The organism is Gluconobacter sp. NFX36, from assembly GCF_049887835.1.
GTDB classification, from domain to species: Bacteria; Pseudomonadota; Alphaproteobacteria; order Acetobacterales; family Acetobacteraceae; genus Gluconobacter; species Gluconobacter japonicus_A.
The window spans coordinates 24467-42193 of record NZ_JAGEKJ010000007.1 but is presented as its reverse complement, the minus strand read 5'-3'; the positions used below and the strand labels follow the sequence as shown (position 1 = coordinate 42193).

General features: G+C 57.8%; 15 protein-coding genes and 1 riboswitch. Of the genes, 8 read left to right on the top strand and 7 right to left on the bottom strand.

All coding sequences use genetic code 11. The features are described from left to right. Positions 1 to 153 precede the first annotated feature (153 nt). Genes tyrS through J4P41_RS08790 form a run of 4 tightly spaced genes read left to right on the top strand, consistent with a single transcriptional unit; the run spans position 154 to position 3767 of the window. Positions 154 to 1404, top strand: a complete 1251-nt coding sequence (tyrS, locus tag J4P41_RS08805) for a tyrosine--tRNA ligase (protein WP_426066820.1) — start codon at positions 154 to 156, stop codon at positions 1402 to 1404. A 25-nt stretch (positions 1405 to 1429) separates the two neighbouring features. Beyond that, positions 1430 to 2044, top strand: a complete 615-nt coding sequence (locus J4P41_RS08800) for a hypothetical protein (RefSeq protein WP_426066819.1) — start codon at positions 1430 to 1432, stop codon at positions 2042 to 2044. Next, on the top strand, positions 2041 to 3165 hold the full coding sequence (locus J4P41_RS08795) for a sensor histidine kinase (protein ID WP_426066818.1): 1125 nt from the start codon (positions 2041 to 2043) through the stop codon (positions 3163 to 3165). Before J4P41_RS08800 ends, J4P41_RS08795 begins: the two co-directional genes overlap by 4 nt. After that, positions 3162 to 3767, top strand: coding sequence for a response regulator transcription factor (locus J4P41_RS08790; RefSeq protein WP_010504055.1), 606 nt, complete (start codon positions 3162 to 3164; stop codon positions 3765 to 3767). Before J4P41_RS08795 ends, J4P41_RS08790 begins: the two co-directional genes overlap by 4 nt. Positions 3768 to 3785: 18 nt before the next feature. On the opposite strand, the gene J4P41_RS08785 is transcribed toward J4P41_RS08790, so the two are convergent. From J4P41_RS08785 to rpe, 4 genes are all read right to left on the bottom strand, one after another. Continuing rightward, complete coding sequence (locus J4P41_RS08785; protein ID WP_426066817.1) at positions 3786 to 5012, bottom strand: SMP-30/gluconolactonase/LRE family protein; 1227 nt, start codon at positions 5010 to 5012, stop codon at positions 3786 to 3788. A 118-nt stretch (positions 5013 to 5130) separates the two neighbouring features. After that, entirely contained in the window at positions 5131 to 6249 is a 1119-nt protein-coding gene (locus J4P41_RS08780) for a glycosyltransferase family 4 protein (RefSeq protein ID WP_426066816.1), read from the bottom strand. Beyond that, the gene (locus J4P41_RS08775; RefSeq protein WP_426066815.1) at positions 6246 to 7931 is read right to left on the bottom strand and encodes a heparinase II/III family protein; all 1686 of its coding nucleotides are present in this window, start codon (positions 7929 to 7931) and stop codon (positions 6246 to 6248) included. The genes J4P41_RS08780 and J4P41_RS08775 overlap by 4 nt, the downstream gene beginning before the upstream one ends. Beyond that, entirely contained in the window at positions 7931 to 8605 is a 675-nt protein-coding gene (gene rpe / locus J4P41_RS08770) for a ribulose-phosphate 3-epimerase (RefSeq protein ID WP_426066814.1), read from the bottom strand. Before rpe ends, J4P41_RS08775 begins: the two co-directional genes overlap by 1 nt. Positions 8606 to 8755: 150 nt before the next feature. Here rpe and J4P41_RS08765 point away from each other — a divergent pair, with 150 nt between their 5' ends. Continuing rightward, positions 8756 to 10015 carry an AGE family epimerase/isomerase gene (locus J4P41_RS08765; protein ID WP_010504065.1) on the top strand — a complete coding sequence of 420 codons (1260 nt, stop codon included), beginning with the start codon at positions 8756 to 8758 and terminating at the stop codon, positions 10013 to 10015. Here the strand turns inward: J4P41_RS08765 and J4P41_RS08760 are convergent. Further along, positions 10012 to 10602 (bottom strand): YdcF family protein, encoded by a 591-nt coding sequence (locus tag J4P41_RS08760; protein WP_426066813.1) that lies wholly within the window; start codon positions 10600 to 10602, stop codon positions 10012 to 10014. The two genes, J4P41_RS08765 and J4P41_RS08760, sit on opposite strands and share 4 nt — an antisense overlap. Further along, a complete protein-coding gene (locus J4P41_RS08755) occupies positions 10599 to 11828 on the bottom strand; it encodes an MFS transporter (protein WP_426066812.1) in 1230 nt (409 codons plus the stop codon). Before J4P41_RS08755 ends, J4P41_RS08760 begins: the two co-directional genes overlap by 4 nt. A gap of 381 nt (positions 11829 to 12209) precedes the next feature. Then, positions 12210 to 12345: riboswitch (TPP riboswitch) on the top strand. Positions 12346 to 12430: 85 nt separating this feature from the next. Between J4P41_RS08755 and J4P41_RS08750 the strand changes: the two genes are divergently transcribed. Genes J4P41_RS08750 through pnuC form a run of 3 tightly spaced genes read left to right on the top strand, consistent with a single transcriptional unit; the run spans position 12431 to position 16522 of the window. After that, a complete protein-coding gene (locus J4P41_RS08750; protein WP_426066811.1) occupies positions 12431 to 14806 on the top strand; it encodes a TonB-dependent receptor in 2376 nt (791 codons plus the stop codon). 4 nt (positions 14807 to 14810) lie between these two features. Beyond that, the gene (locus J4P41_RS08745) at positions 14811 to 15956 is read left to right on the top strand and encodes a phosphotransferase enzyme family protein (protein ID WP_426066810.1); all 1146 of its coding nucleotides are present in this window, start codon (positions 14811 to 14813) and stop codon (positions 15954 to 15956) included. After that, the gene (gene pnuC / locus J4P41_RS08740) at positions 15947 to 16522 is read left to right on the top strand and encodes a nicotinamide riboside transporter PnuC (RefSeq protein ID WP_426066809.1); all 576 of its coding nucleotides are present in this window, start codon (positions 15947 to 15949) and stop codon (positions 16520 to 16522) included. Before J4P41_RS08745 ends, pnuC begins: the two co-directional genes overlap by 10 nt. Here pnuC and J4P41_RS08735 read toward each other — a convergent pair. Beyond that, positions 16507 to 17646, bottom strand: coding sequence for a pyridoxal phosphate-dependent aminotransferase (locus J4P41_RS08735; protein ID WP_426066808.1), 1140 nt, complete (start codon positions 17644 to 17646; stop codon positions 16507 to 16509). The genes pnuC and J4P41_RS08735 overlap by 16 nt on opposite strands. Between the last annotated feature and the right edge of the window lie 81 nt (positions 17647 to 17727).

The window sequence follows — 17727 nt, the reverse complement described above, 5'->3', positions numbered from 1 at the left end:
ACGATATAACATATCTCTAATGGTCTGATACCTGTTCCCTCAAGCGACAAACAATGACTGGCTCTCCTCGCCTGCGCGCAGTCGTGCTTTTGCCAATGTTATGATAGACAATCCGTCCCTTCTTTTCAGACAGTGCAGCAACAAGACCGATCCATGCCAAAGAGCCCGTTCCTCCTCGAAGCCCAGGCACGCGGCCTGATCTTCCAGTGCACCGACCTCGATGCCCTCGATGCCGCCATGCAGGCTGGACCGATCACCGCTTATGTGGGCTTCGATCCAACGGCTGACTCCCTGCATGTCGGGAATGCCATGTCCATCATGGCGCTGCGCCTGCTCCAGAAGCACGGTCATCGCCCGATCGCTCTCATGGGTGGCGGTACGGCCAAGATCGGTGATCCGTCCTTCCGTGACGAGGCCCGTTCGCTCATGACGAACGAGACCATTGCGCACAACATTGCCGGGATCGAACAGTCCCTGCGCCAGTTCATCACCTTCAACGATGAAGACCCATCCAGCGGTGCAATTCTCGCGAACAATGCGGAATGGCTGGACAAGCTCTCCTACATCAACCTGCTGCAGGATGTTGGGGTTCATTTCTCCATCAGCCGCATGTTGTCTTTCGAGAGCGTGAAGCAGCGTCTGGACCGTGAGCAGGGCCTGACATTCCTGGAGTTCAACTACTCTATCCTGCAATCCTACGATTTCCGTGAACTGAACCGCCGTCATGGTGCCGTGCTTCAGATGGGCGGCTCTGACCAATGGGGCAACATCGTCGCCGGTATCGACCTGACACGCCGCACCGACGGCAAGCAGGTGTTTGGTCTCACAACGCCTCTCGTCACCACGTCGTCCGGCGTGAAGATGGGCAAATCCGCGCAGGGAGCCACGTGGGTCCGGGCCGAGAAGCGCTCCATCTTCGAATACTGGCAGTTCTGGCGCAACACGGAAGACGCCGATGTCGGCCGTTTCCTCAAGCTCTTCACGGATCTGCCGGTTGAAGAATGTGAGCGTTTGGGTGCGCTTGAAGGCGCAGACATTAACGAAGCCAAGAAAATCCTCGCTACGGAAGCGACCGCCATCTGCCATGGCCGCATCGCTGCGGAAGAGGCTGCCGAGACGGCGCGCAAGGTCTTCGAACAGGGCTCCGCAACGGCTGCCCTGCCGGAAGTCGATCTTCCCGCCAACATGCTGGCAGAGGGCCTTCCAGCCTTCCGCGTGTTTCAGGAAGCCGGTCTGGCCGCCAGCGGTGGGGAGGCACGTCGCCTGATCCGTGGTGGCGGTGGCCGCGTGAACGACGCCGTCATTTCAGACGAAAATCAGGTCTTCACGCTCGAAGACCTGCGTGAAGGCACGCTGAAAGTATCTTCCGGCAAAAAGAAGCATATTCTTATCCGTCCTGTCTGAATCTGACAGATGTCATGACGTCTTCATGACCACCTTCACTGTTCCGGATCATGGCGCATGTCATACTCTTTCCGGAACAATGGAGTCCCTGGTCATGACACGTCAGAAGAACTGGAAAGCCCTTTTCACGGACGCCGCAGGTCTGGCCTTCGCGGCGATCTGGGCCACGCGCGGTGCCACTGCCGCCCATCTTCCAAAACCCGTCATGGTAGCGTCGCTTGCCGTTATCAGCCTGATGCTTCTGGCGGGATTTGCCTATCGTGATCTGATCCAGTGCAGACCGGAAGGTGTGCGGGATGCCGCCCTTCTGAGGCGGGTCAAGATCATGCGCATCGTCGCGATTACGGTCATGATTACGGCTGTCCGCTCTGCCCATCACGCCGAACTGCTCTACCCGCTCCTCGGCTGCATTATCGGCCTGTCCTACATCCCGATGGGCCGGGCCATGCAGGAGCCGGTCCATATCATTGTAGGCGGTGTGATCGTCGGCATCTCCGCTCTTTCTTTCCTGCTGCCAGAACCGCTACATCTTGAAGTCGCAGGGTTCGGAACCGCGCTGGCAATCTGGGCCGGGTCTGTCCTGCGTCTGCGCAATTCCGGGACCTTTTCCGTCCCGCCAAGGAACGCTCTGCCCTCATGATGGCACCAGAGACCTTCATTCCTCTTCCCGGCAACAAGGAAGACAACTGGCCGAGCTTCAATCGGTATCGGGTCTCTTATCTCGTCTATCTGCTGATCTATCCCATTCCATGGCTGATCCACGGATCAGCCACCATTCCGGCCGTCCTGTTCTCTATCGGCGCCCTCGCCGTCTTTTTGCTGCTCTACTTCGCTCCTTACAGGAACGACCGCTACTACGGCCTCCCCGAAATTATTCTGACGGCATTACTGGGCTTTGCCACGTCATGGACAGAGGGAGACTGGCTGGTCTTCAACATCTATGCCACGGCCATGTGCGCCTGCTTCCAGCGCCCCCGACAGGCTATTCTGACAATCCTTGGTCTTCAGGCCGCACTTTTCGGGTTTGTCTGGTTGCAGAACAAATCCATGCTCCATGCAGCCTTCGGCGCATTTTTCAGCATCATCACCTATATCGGCACATGGATGCAGTGGAAGCTTGGCATGCAGAACCTTCAGCTCCGCAAGGCCCAGCACGAAATCCGCACACTGGCCGCTACAGCCGAGCGCGAACGCATTGCGCGGGATATGCACGACCTTCTGGGACATTCCCTGACTGTCATTTCCGTCAAGGCCGAGTTGGCCAACCGTCTATTTGAAACACAACCCGACCGTGCCAGACGGGAACTTCAGGATATTACGCAGATTGCCCGAACATCTCTCAAGGATGTTCGGGATGCCGTCACCGGAATGAATGGCGCCTCCCTCCAGCATGAACTCGAGCATGCCCGCAAAGCCCTCGAAGCGGCTTCCATCACCCTGACCGTCCATCATGACAACCACCTGGCAGACCATCCGCAAAGCAGCGTTCTCGCCATGGCGCTTCGTGAAGCCGTGACAAATGTGATCCGCCATTCGGGCGCCCGACACTGCATCATCAGTTTTGATTGCGATGCCGCTGGCCAGCCCTGTGCCATCCGAATTGAAGATGATGGTGCGCAGCAGTCTGGCAGAGACCCATTTCCTCCGCAGGAAGGCAATGGCCTTCGTGGCATGAGAACGCGCCTTGCCGCTGCGGGCGGCTCCCTCATGCTCAACCACACGCCCCGCGGCCTTCGACTGACAGCGAGTATTACCCCATGATCCGTCTTATTCTGGCTGAAGATCAGGCTATGCTTCTGGATGCGTTCGAAGCTCTTCTTGGCCTGGAAGAAGACATGCAGATCGTCGGACGAGCCGCAGACGGGCAACAGGCCCTGCAACTGGCCCAAACCCTGCGTCCGGACGTTATCATCACCGATATCGAAATGCCGCACATGACCGGCATTGAACTGGCCGAGCAGATCCGTGAACAGGGCCTTCCCAGTCGCGTCATGATCGTGACGACCTTTGGTCGGGCGGGTTATCTGCGCCGCGCCCTTCAGGCCGGTGTACGCGGCTACATGCTGAAAGACGCTCCAATCACACAACTGGCGGACGCTATCCGCAAAGTTGCCGCAGGAGGACGGGCCATCGCGTCCGATCTGGCAGAAGCCGTCTGGGATGCGCTGCCCGATCCGCTCTCAGACCGGGAACGGTCCATGCTGCGTCTGGCTGAAGCCGGACGGACCAACAAGGACATTGCCGAAGAACTGTCCCTCTCAGCGGGGACCGTCCGCAATTATTTCTCGGAAATTGTGCAAAAGCTGGATGCCCGAAACCGGATTGAAGCCGGACGCATCGCAAGGCAGAACGGCTGGCTCTGACGCCAGCCGTATCTCTTTTCAGGACGGCGCAAACCCCTGTACGCCAATCTGAAGCACGAACAATGATCCCGCCGCACACATAAAGAGATGATCGCGCTTCGGGCCTCCAAAGGTCAGGTTCGAACAGCCCTGCGGCAGCCGAATGCGCCCGATCAGCTTACCAGCCGGATTAAAAACAAACACCCCGCACAGGCCAAGCGGGCCGGACGCACCGCACCACAGATTCCCGAACACATCCACACGGATACCATCCGGGTTCAACTGTGCGCCATTGAGTTTCATATCCGCAAAAATGCGTCCGTTGGACAGGCCGTCCCCCTTCACGTCATAGACGTGGATTGCCTGATCTCCCCCAACCTTCTGCCCTGGCCCTTTGGGCGTCGAGACAATGTAGAGTTTTTTGTAATCCGGGGAAAAACACAGACCATTCGGGTCCAGCAGGTCTTTTTCCTGCAAGACCGCCTGAAGCGTCCCATCGGGCGCAATGCGAAAGACATGGTCACTCTGGCGTTTCGTTCCGCCAATTTCGCCTGTCAGTTCACGGCCAATATTCCAACGGATTTTACCGTCCGGATTGGTCGGTCCACCGGGTTCATCCGCATGTCCCTCTGTGATGTTCGTTCCGTATCCGGGATCGGTAAACCACAGACTTCCATCAGGATGTGGCACAATATCATTGGGAGAGTTCAGCCCCTTCCCCTCGAACTTGTCTGCAAGAACCTTGACGCTCCCGTCATGTTCCCACCGCACCACGCGCCGGAAAAAATCCTCGCAGACCACGAGGCGACCGTCGAAATCAAAGCAGTTGCCATTGGCCGCATAGCCATCAGGCCGAAAATCCGTGATCTCTCCCGTTTCCCAGATATAGCGCAGCGCACGGGAGCGAATAACGTCGCTCAGAACCAGAAAGCGCCCTTCACTGCTCCATGCGGGGCCTTCCAGCCAACCGCCCTGATCCCACACGCGACGGATTGGAGCAGCAAAATATGTCAGATCACGGAAAGACGGATCAATTGCAATAACGTCCGGGTCCGGCAGATAACCTGGCCCCGCTTTTGCGCCCCAGGCGCGTGGGGGCTGACTGATAACACTCGGCGGCTCGACCGTCCCCGGTATGGTGGCTGCTCTGGCTTTGATCGCCCCCAGACAGGCTAATCCGGCAGCACCGGACAGAACCTGCCGACGAGCCATAGAAAGAGCAGGCAGTCTTTTATCTTCAGTCTGAACCTTGGTTCCTTCAGACATCGTTCCTAACTCCAGAGAGAACGCCTCTATTCTGATTCTTTTTCTAAAGAGCGGAAATCAACATTTCGAAAGAACCGAGAAATACCAAAGACTTTTACAAAACAGTGGATGTCGTTTCCTACTGCCCTTCGATTTCGATCAACCGCACAACCCGTTCCATAATCCGCTTTTCACTATAGGACGCGACAGCACGCTGGCGCCCGCGTTCCCCCATCAGGCGAGCCATTGGCAGATCCTGCGTCAGAGACCTTAGAGCCCGAGCGAGTGGCGCAGACAGACCCGGCGGCACCAGATACCCGGTCTGTCCCTCCACAACCTGCTCCCGCGGGCCACGTACATTCGTCGCAACAACTGGGAGTTCCGTCAGCATCGCTTCGATGACGGACATGGGCAGACCTTCGAAATGGCTTGGCAATGCGAACACGTCTGCCGCAGCCAAAAGGTCCGGAACGTCTTCCCGATACCCCAGCATCCGCAAACGGTGTCCCAGATGCTCTCTGGCTCTTTCAAAAGCCGGGCCTAAATCGTCCCCATGATCGGACGGCAGGCGCTCACCCACGACCCACAACTCGGCTCCCGGTACATCTTCCATGGCCCGAAGCAGTTCCGGATGACCTTTATGACGCACCAGTCGGGACACCACGATCACGACAGGCCGATCTTCCGGAACACCCAACTCCTTGCGGATGCGCGCTCGAACCAACGGATCAGCGTGATAGAGCTGCGGGTCACGCCCGTTCCCGATTGCAAGAGGATGACTATTCAGATGCAGGCGCCTCGCATCCCGCGCTTCTTCTACAGAGACGGTCATGTAAAGCGTGGTAATGCGCCCCGCCGCCCATTCCAGAACAATAGACAGCAGACGCCGTGACAATGACCCTGGCTGATTGAACAGAAAGCCATGGCAGGTGTAGGCAATAATCGGAACGCCACAGATCCTTGCGGCAAACCGGGCCAAAATCCCACTGATTGGCATATGTCCATGCACGACATCGGGCTTTTCCCGCCGGATCAGCCGGGCAAGCGCCACAAACGCCCGAAGCTGGGCCACCGGGGACAAGGACCGCGCCATCGGAACCGCATGAACAACGAACCCATCAGCGCGCACAGGAACCAGATGAGGCCCTTCCGCACACGCCCCCTGAACGTCATGCCCAGCGTCACGCAGGGCTTTCATCAGCGGAAACAGGAACTGCCTCAGGGAGAAATCAACATTCGTGATTTCGAGAATTTTCATTCAGGGATACGTTCCAAGAGCCACGTTACCGTCTGGGAAACGGTCTGCAACGGCTTGACGGGCGCTGCCTCCGGCTTGGGAGCATCAGGCTTCACGTCGCCTGACTGATCAGCGCTCTCCGTCTGGGGTTTGTCCACAACCGGAACCACCTTCCGCAGCGATGCAATCACAATCTGCTTCGTCGCTTCCCGTCGGCCACGCGCCAGATAGACGTCATCTTCCAGCAACAGCATCCCGCCCTTCTGGCGGAAGCGCCAGATCATGCCGCCGACCTGAAGAATAATGTCCTCATCATCCCGCGTGACACGCACATCCGGATGAATGTGAAAGCGCAGGGCAAAAGGTGTTTCACGCTCGCCTTCGAGCACCTCCTGTCCGCGCAGATCCTCACCCTCTGCCCCCAGATACAGACGCCGCGTCCATTTTACGCCCAGCGGGGGATGATACCCATCATGGGACAGATCCAGCCAGTGCGCCTCGCCGCTGGTCTGATGTTCGCAGGTAACGTGCGCCGGGCGACGGGTCACATGCCCGTTCGGACCGAAATCTGAAGAGGACAGACCATCCGCAACCAGTACCGTATGCGACGCGCTGGTTCGCAGAGCCTGCTCCCAGGCACCCGTCTGTGCACTGCCGCAATTGACAAACAGACGATGCCGCTGATTTGAGAATTCGAAGGACAAAGTGCCTGCATGGGCCGTGCGGTCATATCCCGCAGGCGCAGGGGCCCCACTGTCCACAAGAATCAGAGATTTCCCCAGCGCCAGCCGGGTGAATTTCCCTTGAGGCATGGCTGGGGCGATCAGCTTCTGGCGGGATCCCTGCGCCAGAACATCTTCCACCGCCGCGCTGTAGCGCTCGCCAGAACCATTAAAAACAGCCAGACCACCATCCCCATGACGCATGGCCCGCAGAACAGGGCATACACGATCCAGCGCCATATCGAGAACCGGAGGCACACTGGAATGGGCCGTACGGAACATGACAGACATTTCCGCCAGTTCGCGTGCTGTCTGGTACTGCGCTTCCGGTGACCGCTCGATCACGGCTCCATCCGGCAGGATCAGACGCTCGATTTCGGACGGCAGATACCGCAGAAACCGCGTCATGAAGCCGGAATGATCCGGCATGGCCAGTGCTGCCGCCAAAAGGCCACGCAGAGCCGTCAGAGCCCGCCAGCCCTGAGGTTCCAGCGGCAGAAGGGCTGCGATGGTCCGCCCTTCCACCAGCATTCGTTCCATAAGCTTCTGCTGAAGTTTCCGATCCGCAGAAGCAAGACAGAACTCATGATTGGCAAGCCAAGACGACAGACGTGCCCCGGTCACACACGCGTCTTTTACCAGTGGATCGGTCGGCGCATGAGACAACCAGTCGGCAACCAGCGCACGCGCCGTCAAACGGGCATCGTCACTGCCAAGGGCACGAAGATCACGCAGCCACGAAAAACTGTGCAGCCACTGTTTTGCAGGTTCCGGCCAAGGACCGCGTTCCCACTTGCCACGGGGCAGATCGTAGTCCTGACGATCAAACCGGAAACGACCCGCGACCAGGCGGGCGCCCTGCTCGGCATCCCCCTTCCACGGGTCACGATAAACATATACCGGCCCCTCAAGAGCGGCCCCGCCAACAGGCAAACGTGCGAATGAAAGCTTTGCGTCCTTGATCCAGCGACTAATGGGCATCAGGCGCTGTCTTCCTTGAATGGACCTTCAAGGGCGTGAATGGCGGCATCGCGATCCGGCTTTCCGAAGATCGCGGAACCTGCGACCAGCATCGTTGCTCCGGCTTCCACCACCCGCGGCGCGGTCGTCGGGTCAATTCCGCCATCAACAGCCAGAACAATATCCCGCCCACTGTCTTCAATCATGCGGGACAGGGTGCGGATTTTTGGAAGCTGGCTTTCGAGGAAGCTTTGACCGCCAAATCCCGGGTTCACGGTCATGACCAGAATAATGTCCACCAGATCAAGAACCTGAGACAGTGCTTCCGGCGGCGTTGCCGGGCAGATCGCGATTCCCGGGCGGCACCCCAGAGCCCGAATGGTCTGGAGCGTCCGATGCACATGGGGAGCATTTTCCACATGAACCGTGATGTGATCCGCACCGGCCTTTGCCGTGGCTTCCAGATACGGGTCCACCGGATCAATCATCAAATGCACATCGAACTTCGCGTCCGTGTGCTTTCGCAACGCAGCGATAACCGGCGGGCCGAAGGAGATGTTCGGCACGAAATGACCGTCCATCACATCCAGATGCAACCAGGGCGCACGGGAGATGGATGCAATCTCATCTCCGAGACGGGCGAAGTCGGCAGCCAGCAGGCTGGGGGCGACAATGATCGGGGATCGTTCTGTCATGATCTATGTATCGGCAAAGCAAACTCCAGACGCAAGACAGTTCCGTACGTGCCCGCGTGTTCGTGAGCGACAGTCGCTCCGGAACCCGGCGGCGGCTGATGCGTCCTCACTGACACTGTCTGATGATTACAAGCGCAGTGTGGAGTTTTTATGTCCGACCGCCTTTCTCCGATCCTTTTAAGCCGGGACGCTTGGATCCGCCGTCCGTCCCACCGGGCGTGGCTGGAAATGCAGGGACGCAGACTGCTCGATTTCAGCAAAGAAGGCTGCATCGACGGCGGCTTTGCCGGACTGGATCTGGAAGGGCATCTACCAGAAGGCGCCAAACCGGAAGCTACCCTTACAGCCCGCTGTGTCCATGCCTATTCCACCGCAGAACTTCAGGGCATTCCGGGAAGTGCGCCTCTGGTTGCGCATGGTGTGAACGCGCTCATGACGTCATTCCGGGATCAGAAACACGGCGGCTGGAACCATTTTGCGGACCGGCCTCATGACCGCAAGCAGGCTTATCTCCATGCTTTCGTTGCGCTGGCCGCCTCGTCTGCCGTTCTGATTGGTGTGGAAGACGCAAACACGCTCCTCAAGGATGCCATTCATCAGATCGAAACACATTTCTGGTCCGAAGACGAAGGCGTCATGCGCGAGAGTTTCGCAGACGACTGGTCAGACGAAGAGAACTACCGCGGCGCCAACAGCAACATGCACTCCACCGAAGCCTTCATGGCGCTGGCGGATGTCACGGGAGACGTGAAGTGGCTGCACCGTGCGCTCCGGATCGTCACGCGCTTCGTTCATGAACTGGCGTCCCAGCAGGGCTTTGCCATGCCCGAGCATTTCAACCGGAACTGGGATCTTCTGCGTAATTACCATGAGGACAAGCCAACGGACGATCTGCGCCCCTATGGCATGACGCCGGGACATTTCGTGGAATGGTCTCATCTGACCGTCAAACTGGAAGCCGCTCTTTTGCGTCGAGGCGAAAAAGCCCCCGGCTGGATGCTCCATGATGCGCAGGCCCTGTTCGAAACCGGCATGAAAACTGGCTGGAACGTCGATGGCCTGCCCGGCATGGTCTATACGATCGACTGGGAGCACAAACCTCACGTCCGATCCCGCGTCCACTGGGCCCATGCCGAAGCTCTGACAGCCGCGATCAACCTGTACAAGCGCACCGGCAATCCGCATTACGAACACTGGTACAGAACGATCTGGGATTACATTGATACGACCCTGATCGACCGCGATTTCGGAAGCTGGTTCAACGAAGTCAGCCCTGAAGGCGAACCCACCGAGCATATCTACAAGGGCAAAGGCGATCTGTATCACGCCTATCAGTCAACACTGGCTCCCATGATGCCTCTTTCACCGTCTCTCGCAACAGCCATCGAACAGATCGGCGTTCCTTACTAAGCACCATCTCTGGAAGGCGGCGTTTTTGTGAGGGCATACACTGGCAGCGCTATAGCCTCCCGAAACAGATACCAGAGTTCCGGGGGGCGAAACTTCGCAGGATACGCGCCGGAAACAGCTGTCACGCCAGCATGGCGCAACGCCCATTCAGCCCGCATGATATGAAACCATTGCGAAACAACGATTGCGCCATTGGGAGATTCCTCGGCCACATGCAACGCTGTCAGCCAGGTATTATTGCCCCGGGAATCAACAATAATGTCTGACGCGGGCACGCCATGCGCTTCCAGCCAGTGCGCCATGATTTCAGCTTCGTCCTGATGGTTTTCAGTCTCGACTGCCCCGCTGACCATCAGTGTCTGCACATGACGGGATTTCCACAACTCCAGCCCAGCCTCAAGCCGATCCCTCAGAGCTGGTCTTGGCACCCCCTGATCGGTCACAGCCGTTCCGAAAATGACAGCCATCTCGGCAGGCTGCACAGAAGCCCGGACGTCGACCCATGCCACGACGGAACACCACCCAACTAGCACAAGACATATCCCGCACAGAACGGCCAGCGCGAGTTTCCCTGACAAGCGCCTCACGACTGCGTCTCACCCTGGTGCCGACGCACATGCATGATATAGAGCAGCGCAACAACGGCAGCCATAAACCCGGACAGCGCGCCCACACCCAGCGACCATCTCGGCCCAAAATGGTTCGCCACCCACCCAACAACAGGCGCGCCGAATGGCGATGCCCCGGCAAAGATGGCAAACCGGATCGCCAGCACACGACCGCGCATTGCAGGCTCACTGGAGAGCTGCATGAAGCTGTTGCTGGTCGCTGTAAACGTCAGAGACGACATTCCGGTAACGATAAGCGCCAGCGCAAAGATCCAGTAAGTCGGAGCCAGAGCGGCAAACAGACAGCCTACACCGAAAATCACAGAGCCCTTCAGCAGGACATCAAAATCCGCATTCATCCGTCGTGCTGCCAGAAAACCGCCGAGGATTGTCCCGATCGCCATTGCAGAATTCAGAACACCATAGCCATGCGCTCCAACGTGAAAAACACTGACAGCCATTGTTGCAATGAAAATCGGGAAATTCAGCCCGAATGCCCCGATAATGAACAGCATCACCAGAATGGTGCGAAGATCTTCCCGCGCCCAGACGTAGCGTAAACCGCTTGTCAGGGCATTCCGCTCATTCTTCTTTGCGCGTTCAAAACGGAACAGCTTATCCCTGCGAATAAACAGGAGCGAAACCATGACGCCGAAAAATGACAGGCCATTGACCATGAACGACCAGCCAGACCCCACTTCCGCAATGCAGAACCCCGCAACAGCTGGCCCTACCATTCGCCCTGCATTGTAGGACATGGAGTTGATGCCAACCGCGTTATGGAGGTCTTCTTCGCCGACAAGCTCTCCAACAAATGTCTGCCGGATCGGACTATCAAACGCCGCAACACACCCGCTGAGAAATGCGAACAAGTCCACCTGCCAGAGTCGGACCGCTCCCGTTACAACCAGAAGCCCTAACCCGACGGCGAGCGTTCCCAACGCAGCTTGCGTGAACAAAAGGAATTTATGCTTTTCCACCCGGTCCGCGACGAGACCCGTCCACAGGATCAGTAACAGTGGCGGAGCAAGTTGAAGGGCCATGACAATACCGATGGCCATGGCATCGTGATTTGTGAGTTCGGTCAGAACCAGCCAGTCCTGGGTCGTGAGTTGCATCCACGTCCCAATGTTGGAGAACACAGCTCCACAGGCCCAGATACGATAGTTGGGGCGTCCCAGAGACCGGAAAGTACCACCGGTCACAGGCGACACTCCAGACTGAAAAAGAGGCAGAAAGGCGGACACACTGGCATTCACCCACTGTCAGGAATCTTCCGTTGGATGTCGAGGGTTATTCCAGCGGAGAGCGTTTCCAACACGGTTGTGATTCAACCATGATGCGAATTATCCCGCGTCTGGAACAAATGTCTGTTTTCCGACAGACAAAACAATCAATCCTCGAATACTCACAATGACGGACAGCCCCGCTATCCGCAGTTTCTAATATGCGGTTTTTGTTTTCCTCTGAAACCTGATGCGCGTATTCCACCAAAAAACCCTGCCTCACGCTTTTTTCCCGAAGCTTTGATACCCTCTCCAATACGGAAAATATTGACATTGCCCCGCCTCCCATGAATGGAGTGCTGCATCACCTTGGGGTGCCCTGCCATAAGGGCTGAGAGACTGCTGAGGGTGTGTTCCGTTGCGGGGCAGACCGGCGCAGTGACCCATCGAACCTGATCCAGTTCATGCTGGCGGAGGGATGGTGGCTCCTGACAGATCCATAAACTGGATTTTCGGTGTCTCTCGTTGCCCCCACCCTGCACGGATGGGATCGCCAGTTTTGCAGGCGGGACACGACATTCATGAGCAACCGATTTTCATACAGGCCGCGTCCCGTCCCTGTCGTTCTGCTCGGCCTGACCGTCTGTGCCGGTACGGTGCGCGCGGCTGACACCACAGCCCTCACACCACCTACCTCCAGTGCCCCGAAAACCGAGCACATTACCGTTCACCGCATCTCTGACAGCGCGCCCGGACATCAGCCCGGCGGAGGCCTTATCCGCCCGGAAAACAGTGTGCGCTCCATCAGTACGGTCAGCCGCGATTACATGGACAAGCAGCCCCCGATGGCGACGGCCTATCAGCTCGCCTCCATGCTACCCGGAGCCAATGTCGCCACCTCCGATCCGTTCGGCTTTTCGCCCAGCACCAATCTGACCGTGCGCGGCCTGAACAATGATGCCATCGGTTATGTGCTGGAAGGCACGCCGCTGAACGATGTCGCCTATTATTCCGGCTATCCGAGCCAGTTCGCTGACAGCGAGAATTACAATCAGGTCGCGCTCGCCCAAGGTTCGGCCGATCTGGATAGCCCGGTTTTGAACGCTGCCGGTGGGCTGATGAGCCTGTCTTTTCTCGATCCGTCACAGAAGGCCGGGGGTTTCGCCAGCGTCTCCTATGGCTCCTTCGACACCAACCGCGAATTCATTCGCCTTGAAACGGGCAACATCGGCAATTCCGGCATTCGTGGTTTTGTATCCTACTCCCACAGCGCCAGCGATAACTGGCGTGGGCCGGGACGGGACAAACGTCAGCATGTCGATTTCAAATTCCTGAAGGACTGGGGGCAAGGCAACCACGCCAGCCTCATTGGCTCCTTCAACACCACCGTCACCAGTTATTATCCTCAGGTTACGATGGAAAGCTGGAAAGCCGATGGTATCCATGGCGCAAACAATCTTGCTGGCCATTATGACGCGTCCAACGCAGACAATGCCGTCAATTACTGGCGTCTGTGGCGCGCGCCGGAACGCACTTTCTATGCAGGCGCCCCTGTCCATCTGCACCTGACGCACAAACTGTCGCTGGACGTCACACCCTACGCACAATTCGCTTATGGCAATGTTCCCGCCGGCTCCACGTTGACGGAAACGGGCCTCTATAACGGCACGCAACCTCTGAGTGACACACTCACGCTGCCCAATGCACAGGATGGAACCGCTGTCGTTCGCGCCAATTACACCCAACGCAGCTATCGGTCTGGCTTCAATTCCACCCTGCATTACAAAACCGGCTGGAACGATTTCGTCCTCGGCTACTGGTACGATTACGGAGACGACAACGAGCAGCAGCCCTTCACAACCGTTTCCGCCACTGGTCGGTCAGGCGATATCTGGGCAGAAAACAGCAACAGCCTGATCCATCTTGCGAGCGGACAGAAACTGCTGGGCGGCAGCTTCCACACCATTTCCCAGACCAACGCTCTGTATGTGGGCGATCACATCTCGCTCCTGCATGATCGCCTGACCATCGAAGCCGGTTTCAAGGCCGTCATGATGAGCCGGTATGGCACGAACAATGTCCCCGGCCCTCAGTATCGTGTGGCGTCAAACAGCATGGAGCCTCTACCGCGTCTTGGCGTCCGCTGGCGCATTGATGAGCAGAACCAGATTTTCTTCAACGCCACGACCAATTTCCGCGCACCGGACCAGACGGCGCTTTACAACACCTACGACCCAACCTCCGGCGCACTCGCGACGACAGGTAGTGCGGATGTCCGCAACGAATATTCCATTTCAGAAGAACTGGGGTATCGCCGTACAGGGCAGTGGATCATCGGCAGCCTGACGCTGTTCAACTACAACTTCACCAACCGCCAAATTTCAACACTGGCCTCCCAGAACGGCTCCATCATCCAGACGACCATGAACGCCGGAGGCCAGACCTCTCGTGGTGTGGATGTGGAAATCGGCCTCCGTCCCTGGCACCATTTCAGTCCCTATGTTTCTGGCGAGTATCTACACGCCACCATTGATAACAACATCGCCTCAGGTGGCGATCTTCTGCCGACCAAGGGCAAGATTGCGGTTCGCAGCCCGACACTTCAGGCCGCGGCTGGCATCAGCTACGATGACGGGCATATCTTTGGCGTCGCCACCCTGCATTACACGGGGCACCAATACGCAACCTTCATGAATGATGAGCGAATGTCGGACCGTACGACAGGCGATATCTCCGTTGGCTATCGCTTTGGCGACGTCTCTCGCCTGCATAAGCCAACCCTGCGCCTGAATTTCATCAACATCACCAATGAGCGCTCCCTGTCCGGCGTTGCCAGCCCAACCCTGAATGCAAAGGACACAACCGGCATTTACGGCAGCACGATCAGTGGGAGCGCCCCGAGTTATTATATCGGCGGCGGTTTCGCAGCGCTGTTCACAGCGTCCACAGGCTTCTGAACTCGTGACCGCTCCCGGACAGTTCGGCGTCAAGGGTGTGCAGGCTGAACGGCACTGGCCGCCTCTAACGCTGGAGGAAGCTGGCCGTGTTCTGGGGCGGTTTGCTCTGGCTTCCGCTCCGGATACTCTTTTATGGCACGGCCAGCGCCCCTTCTCCGCAACTGCACTCGTGAAGCTGGCGGACGGAACCGTGCTGTTCCTCAAGCGGCATGATCCCCGCTTGCGCGATTACGCCGCCCTCATGGAAGAACACGCGTTCATGGCGCATCTCACTGCGCAGGGTCTGCCGGTACAGGTGCCGGTGAAAGATCGCGCAGGGCGTTCCGTAACGGAAGAAAATGGGTGGACTTACGAAATCTTCCGCCCGCTTCCGGGTTTGGACCTGTATCGGGACGTTCAGTCCTGGGAGCCGTTTTTCTGCGCTGAACAGGCACACACTGCTGGACGAGCACTCGGCCGTCTCCATCTCGCTTCAAAAGAATATGAGGCTCCTGCACGCTCGAATGACCGCCTGCTGCTTTCCAGTTTTAAGGCTATTGCTCAGCCAGACCTTGAGGCAGGTCTTGCACAGTGGGGCCACTCTCAACCGGGACTGAACGCACTCTTTCAATCATCGTCATGGGAAACAGATCTCAAAGTCCTGCTCCCATTCCATGACCGTCTCAAACCCCTTCTGTCCCATATAGAACCACTCTGGGGACACGGAGACTGGCACCCCTCGAATCAGTTCTGGACGTCCAGCGATCCCACAGCGGAGATCTGCGGAATTTTTGATTTTGGCATGTCAGATCGGACCTGCGCAGCCTATGACCTCGCCGTTGCAATCGAGCGCACAGCCATCACATGGCTTGCTCCGAAATACACCGTGGCATGGGATCAACTGACGGCCCTACTCGCCGGATATCAGTTCATCTGTCCGCTCTCACCAACCGAGCGCAAACTGGTCGTCGCGTTTCTCCCCTTGGTGCATGTCGAATTCGCACTTTCGGAAGTCTCGTATTACCGCACCCTCGTGCACGACGAAGCCTCCGCCACAGTGGCCTATTCGGGCTATCTGCTCGGTCATGCCCACTGGTTCGCAGGGCCAAACGGCCAGGCACTTCTGCACTGGCTTGAAGCCACTCTGGAACAGACTGCTTCATGTCCCTAACCGAACTTCTCGCTGCTCTTCTCAGCGCCGCAGGTGTCTGGCTGACGGCAAAGCGCCAGATGGCCTGCTGGCCAGTCTCACTAGTTGCCGCTCTGCTTTATGGATGGGTTTTCTTCGCAGCCCGGCTTTATGCAGATGCCGCCCTGCAAGCCGTGTTCTGCGGTTGTCTGCTCTACGGTTGGTGGCAGTGGAAATCAGATGGCGCCCAAGGGGATACCGCGCTCCATATCCGCTCGCTTTCTGCCTATACAGCCAGTACGGGTCTGTTGGCGGGTCTTGTCGGCGGCGGCCTCTGGGCGTTCTGCCTCGCCCGATTTACGGACGATCCCACGCCTCTGGCTGATGCCATGCTGAGCAGTTACAGCATCGTCGCACAGATCTGGGCTGCCCGACGCCACACCGCAAGCTGGCTGATGTGGATCGTAATCGACACAGCCTATGTGCTGCTTTTTCTCACGCGCGACCTGTATCCAACGGCCGTGCTGTATGCGGTTTTCATAGGGCTCGCTCTACAGGGCTTCCTGCGCTGGCGAGCCGCTGAACAGACGGATCAACGTCTGGGCTGAGCCGCAAACCAGGGCACCATACGGCGCACAGCCTCTTCAATCCGGTCCGTGGAGACCGCAAAACTGAAACGCATGAAACGGTTCCCATTTACCGGGTCAAAATCCACGCCCGGCGCAGTCGCAACGCCTGTTTCCAGCAACAGCCGACGGCAAAAAGCAAGACTGTCATCCGTGAGGTGGCTGATATCCGCGTAGATATAAAACGCACCATCAGGCGGCGCGATATGCGTTAGCCCCATCTCTGGCATGGCCTCGAGCAACAGATCACGGTTACGGCGATAGGTGTCGAGATGGCCTTCCAACTCGTCGACGCAATCAAACGCCACAAGTCCGGCATGTTGGCTCAGGGCAGACGGGGTCAGGAACAGATTGCCCATTCGCGCGCGGGCTGCATCAATCCGATCCGTAGGAACCACCAGCCACCCGAGACGCCACGGCGCCATGCTGAAATATTTGGAGAAGCTGTTCACCACCATGGCAGACGGCTCGTACTCCAGAACCGAATGAGCCGGATCACCATAGCTCAGGCCGTGATAGATCTCGTCTGACACCACGCGGATACCACGATCGCGGCAGACCTTTAGAATAGCCTTGAGTTCTTCATCTCCAAGAATAGTGCCGGTCGGATTAGCCGGACTGGCAATAATGAGACCGTCTGGCACGGGTTCAATCGCAGCGACTGCATCTGCCGTAAGCTGGAAACGCTCAGCCTCTCCGCACTCGATCTCGACGGCCTCCATGTGAAGCGCCCGCAGAGTGTTGCGGTACGCAACATACCCTGGACGGGCGAGCGCCACCCTCTGCCCCGGCACGAAACTACTCGTCAGCGCCAGAACCAGAGCAGGCGAAGCACCACATGTCAGAATGACCTGATCCGCCTGAACCGTCGCGCCATACATGTCTTGATAATGGCGCGCGACCCTTTCCTTCAGAGGCTGACTTTCCCAGTAGCCCATCGGGTCAGTCGCGAGGATATGCTGCGCCCGCTCAATGGCTTTCTGTGGCGCCCCTGTCGAAGGCTGGCCGAATTCCATGTGAATGATGCTGCGCCCTTCGGCGGCCAGTTTGTGCGCCAGGCTGCTAATGGCAATGGCATGAAACTGGTCAATATCAGGAACGGTCATCGGAAGCTCAAGAAAAACGCCAGCTTTGCCAGCAGGAAACAGGGAAAATGCATGATGGCCTGAACGCTGCACACAGGCAAA

Coding starts and splice junctions, on each gene's coding strand:
- tyrS (WP_426066820.1), top strand. CDS start 154: ATGCCAAAGAGCCCGTTCCTCCTCGAAGCCCAGGCACGCGGCCTGATC.
- J4P41_RS08800 (WP_426066819.1), top strand. CDS start 1,430: ATGACCACCTTCACTGTTCCGGATCATGGCGCATGTCATACTCTTTCC.
- J4P41_RS08795 (WP_426066818.1), top strand. CDS start 2,041: ATGATGGCACCAGAGACCTTCATTCCTCTTCCCGGCAACAAGGAAGAC.
- J4P41_RS08790 (WP_010504055.1), top strand. CDS start 3,162: ATGATCCGTCTTATTCTGGCTGAAGATCAGGCTATGCTTCTGGATGCG.
- J4P41_RS08785 (WP_426066817.1), bottom strand. CDS start 5,012: ATGTCTGAAGGAACCAAGGTTCAGACTGAAGATAAAAGACTGCCTGCT.
- J4P41_RS08780 (WP_426066816.1), bottom strand. CDS start 6,249: ATGAAAATTCTCGAAATCACGAATGTTGATTTCTCCCTGAGGCAGTTC.
- J4P41_RS08775 (WP_426066815.1), bottom strand. CDS start 7,931: ATGCCCATTAGTCGCTGGATCAAGGACGCAAAGCTTTCATTCGCACGT.
- rpe (WP_426066814.1), bottom strand. CDS start 8,605: ATGACAGAACGATCCCCGATCATTGTCGCCCCCAGCCTGCTGGCTGCC.
- J4P41_RS08765 (WP_010504065.1), top strand. CDS start 8,756: ATGTCCGACCGCCTTTCTCCGATCCTTTTAAGCCGGGACGCTTGGATC.
- J4P41_RS08750 (WP_426066811.1), top strand. CDS start 12,431: ATGAGCAACCGATTTTCATACAGGCCGCGTCCCGTCCCTGTCGTTCTG.
- pnuC (WP_426066809.1), top strand. CDS start 15,947: ATGTCCCTAACCGAACTTCTCGCTGCTCTTCTCAGCGCCGCAGGTGTC.
- J4P41_RS08735 (WP_426066808.1), bottom strand. CDS start 17,646: ATGACCGTTCCTGATATTGACCAGTTTCATGCCATTGCCATTAGCAGC.